Origin of the sequence: Roseomonas rosulenta (genome assembly GCF_016106005.1) — a bacterium.
Classification (GTDB): domain Bacteria; phylum Pseudomonadota; class Alphaproteobacteria; order Acetobacterales; family Acetobacteraceae; genus Neoroseomonas; species Neoroseomonas rosulenta.
In genome coordinates, this window is sequence record NZ_JACADR010000351.1 from 1 (window position 1) to 3,945 (window position 3,945).

3 protein-coding genes and 1 pseudogene are annotated in these 3,945 nt (G+C 72.5%); 2 read left to right on the forward strand and 2 right to left on the reverse strand.

The window, feature by feature from the left end:
* Positions 1-108: 108 nt before the first annotated feature.
* Positions 109-693: a TetR/AcrR family transcriptional regulator gene (locus tag HW578_RS23900; RefSeq protein ID WP_198373209.1), complete on the reverse strand. Its 585-nt coding sequence runs from the start codon at positions 691-693 to the stop codon at positions 109-111.
* A gap of 175 nt (positions 694-868) precedes the next feature.
* On the opposite strand from HW578_RS23900, the gene HW578_RS23905 reads away from it, so the two are divergent.
* Together HW578_RS23905 and murJ are read left to right on the forward strand one after the other, a co-directional pair.
* Positions 869-1,843: a Bug family tripartite tricarboxylate transporter substrate binding protein gene (locus HW578_RS23905; protein ID WP_198373210.1), complete on the forward strand. Its 975-nt coding sequence runs from the start codon at positions 869-871 to the stop codon at positions 1,841-1,843.
* 191 nt (positions 1,844-2,034) lie between these two features.
* Positions 2,035-3,609, forward strand: a complete 1,575-nt coding sequence (gene murJ / locus HW578_RS23910; RefSeq protein WP_198373211.1) for a murein biosynthesis integral membrane protein MurJ — start codon at positions 2,035-2,037, stop codon at positions 3,607-3,609.
* Between the two features lie 145 nt (positions 3,610-3,754).
* On the opposite strand, the pseudogene HW578_RS28020 reads toward murJ, so the two are convergent.
* Positions 3,755-3,945, reverse strand: a pseudogene (locus HW578_RS28020) (hypothetical protein); the annotation flags it as partial.

The following is a 3,945-nucleotide window of genomic DNA, read 5'->3' on the forward strand; positions in this document are numbered from 1 at the left end:
CCGCGGCCGGCGTTGCGGCCTGCGGGGCCGGGGCGCGCGCGATCCAGAGCGTGGCGCCGCCGGCGGCGGCCACCACAACCAGGGCGGACAGCAGGCGCGCGCGCCGGGTCACGTGTGCCCCTCCACCAGGGCGTCGAGCGTGCCGCGCAGCGCGACGAGGTCGGCCTCGGTCGGACGGTAGAGCCCGAACAGATGCGCCATGAACAGCCCGTCGCAGGCGGTGAGCACCGCCATGGCATGGCCCTGCGGGAGGCCGTCCTCGAGCAGCGCCGCCTTCATGCCGGCATAGACGGCGCGCATCGGGTCGAGCAGCGCCCGGTCGTGGTGGAAGGCGGCGAGGAACACCGCCGCGGCGCGCTCGTGGTGCTCGTCGCCGGGCGTGCAGTCGGCCTCGCCGAAGGCCCAGGCAAGGAATGCGCGCGCAACGCGCCCCGGGCCGGGCGGCTGGCGGGCGCAGTTCTTCTCGAACTCGGAACGGATGAAGGCGGCGAGGCGCTCGAGCAGCCCGGTCAGCAGCGCTTCCTTGGAGGCGAAGTGATAGAGCAGCCCGCCCTTCGAGACGCCGGCCTCGCGCGCCGCGGCCTCGAGCGTGAGGCCGGCGACGCCGCGCGCGACGACGATCCGTTCCACGGCATCGAGGATACGGGTGCGGGCGTCCGGCGTTGGCAGGGTGACGTTCATGATGCGTCGCATCTATACCGTCCGGACGGTTTTAGCAACCGTCCGGACGGTACATCTTTTCGTGCGCGATTCGGTACGTGGCGAATCCGCCGCCCACAGCGCGGGGATGCCTCCGCCGGTCGGGCTGCTATCCTGACCGCAACGACGCCGCCGCGACCCGCGCCGCGCAGATGGGAAGGAACCGCCGATGATCCAGGACACCCCGCGCCGCGGCCTGCTGCTCGCAGCGCCCGCGCTGCTCGCGTCCGGCGCGGCGCGCGCGCAGGCTTGGCCCTCGCGCCCGGTGCGCATCGTGGTCGGCTTCGCCGCCGGCGGCGCCAACGACATCATGGCCCGGCTGCTCGCCGCCAGGCTGACGGAACGCCTGCCCGGCAGCAGCTTCATCGTCGAGAACCGCCCCGGCGCCAGCACGCAAGTCGCCGCCGACCTGGTGGCCCGCGCCGCGCCCGACGGCACGACCTTCATGTACACCTCGCCCTCCACCCTCATTGCGCTGGCGGTGAACCGCAGCGCCACGCTCAACCCCGTGCAGGCCCTCGAACCGGTCTTCCTCGCGCAGAACTCGCCCCTCGCGCTGGTCTGCCGCGCCGATTTTCCGGCGCGCACCGTGGCGGAATTCATTGCCGTCGCGCGCGAGCGGCAGGGGCGGCTGACCGTCTCGACCCCCGGCGCGGGTGCGATCAACCACCTCGCCCTCATCCTCCTGATGAAGCAGGCCGGCTTCGAGACGACGCACGTCCCCTATGCCGGCAACCAGCCCTCGATCACCGCGCTGATCCGCGGCGAGGTGGATGTGGCGCATGACGGCCTGTTCGCGCCGCGCGCGCAGCTCGAGGCCGGCACGCTGCGCGCCATCGCGGTGACCAGCGCCGATCGCGCGCCCGCCTATCCGAACGTGCCGACCTTCGCCGAGACGGTCCCGGGCCACGTGGTTGGCTTCTGGGGCGGCATGCTGGCGCCGCGCGGCACGCCTGAGCCGATCCTCGACCGGCTCAACAGCGAGCTCGACGCCATCGTGAAGCTGCCCGACGTGATCGAGCGCACCCGCAGCTTCGGCGCCGAGCCCGCCGGCGGCCCGCGCCAGGCCTTCGCGCGCGTCTTCGCCGAGGACTGGGCACGCTGGGGCCAGGTGGTGCGCGAGAACAATATCCGCGCGGAGTGACCCCGCTGCCCCCACGCGGGGGCACACCGGGCGCGTGGGTTCACCGCCGGCCCCAGGCTGCGCCGGACGCCTGCGCCGCCCAGGGGCGTCCGGCATTGCTGCGGGCGCGCGCCCGCGCGCGAGAGCCACGGCTTGCATCCGGGGCGCCGGCGGCGCATCCCGGCACCGATGCCTTTGACCCCGCGCCGCTGATGCTCCGCTCCGTCATGACCGTCGGCGCCTGGACCATGGTGTCCCGCGTGCTGGGCTTCGCGCGCGACATGCTGATCGCGTCCCGCCTCGGCGCCGGGCCGGTCGCCGATGCCTTCTTCGTCGCGCTGAAACTGCCCAACCTGTTCCGGCGGCTGTTCGGGGAGGGCGCCTTCAACGCCGCCTTCGTGCCCGCCTTCGCCGGCATGCTGGCGGCCGAGGGTCGTGCGCAGGCGCAGGCGCTGGCCGAGCGCATGGGCACGCTGATGATGCTCTGGCTCGGCCTGCTGGTGGTGGTCGGCATGGTCTTCATGCCGCAGCTGATGCGCGTGCTCGCCCCCGGCTTCGCGGATGATCCGGCGAAGTTCGCCCTCGCCGTCGAGCTCACGCGCATCACCTTCCCCTACCTGCTGTTCATCTGCCTCACCGCGCTGGTGGGGGGCGTGCTGAACGGGCTCGACCGCTTCGCCGCCGCCGCGGCGGCGCCGGTCTTCTTCAACCTGGTCTCGATGGCGACGCTGCTGTTCCTAACACCCTATGTCGCGACGCCGGGCCATGCGCTGGCCTGGGGCGTGACCGCCTCGGGCGTGGTGCAGCTGGCGCTCTGCCTCTGGGCCACGGCGCAGGCAGGCATGGCGCTGAACCTCTTGCGCCCGCCGGCCATCACGCCGGAGGTGCGCCTGGTGCTGAAGCGCATGATCCCGGGCGTGATCGGCGCCGGCGTGGTGCAGCTGAACCTGGCGGTGGACATCATCATCGCCTCGCTGCTGCCCTCGGGGGCGATCTCCTTCCTGTATTACGCGGATCGCGTGGCGCAGCTGCCGCTCGGCGTGATCGGCGTGGCGGTGGGCACGGCGCTGCTGCCGCTGCTGGCGCGGCAGCTGCGCGCCGGGCAGGCGCTCTCGGCGCATCGATCGATGAACCGGGCGGTGGAATTGTCGCTGCTGCTGACGGTGCCGGCGGCGGTGGGGCTCGCGGTGGCCTCGGGGCCGATCATCGCCGCACTGTTCCTGCGTGGCGCCTTCGGCCCCGTCGAGGCGGCGGCGTCTTCCGCCGCACTCATTGCCTATGCCCTCGGACTGCCCGCCTTCGTGCTGGTGAAGGTCTTCGCGCCGGCCTTCTTCGCGCGGGGGGACACCGCCACGCCGGTCAAGGTCGGGCTGGGCGCGGTGGCGCTGAACCTCGGCTTCAACCTGGTGCTGATGGGGCCGCTGCAGCATGTGGGGGTGGCGCTCTCCACCACCCTGGCGGCCTGGGCCAATGCGGGGCTGCTGGCCTGGCTGCTGGTCCGGCGGCGCGACTACGTGATGGACCGGCGGGCGCGCCGGAGGGTGCCGCGCATCCTGGCGGCGGCGGCGCTGATGGGGGCGACGGTGGCGGCGCTCGCTTTCGTGCTGCCGGCGGGGGGGACGTCCATCATGCGCGCGCTGATCGCCGCGGTGCTGATCGGTGCGGGCGGGGTGGTCTTCGCGAGTGCGGGCATGGCGCTGCGCGCCTTCGACGCGCGCGAGGTAGCGCGGATGCTGGCGCGGCGGCGGCGGATCCCCGGGGCGGGGAGCACAACGCCAGGGCCTTGAGCGACCGGCACGGATGCCGCCCGCGGCCGCGTCGATCGGTTGGTGCCGACAGCCTCAGACACGTCGCGGATGGAAGCGCGGCACCACGGATGGATGCCGTTGCGCGATCCATGCCACCGAAACAACAACCCTGGCGAGCAGTGTCCTATTTAAGAGACGAAGCGGGTCGAATTGAGCGATTGTGAGAGCGGAGATCGCGGGTTAGATGTTTTGGTCCCGGCATTTCATGGTGCGGGTTTGCGGTGAACCTATGGGGGTCTGCGGCCCATGATCGGCAGATGATCTCGTAGGGGGTGAGGCCCTTCAGGGTCTTGAGCCGCCGCGCGTAGTTGTAGG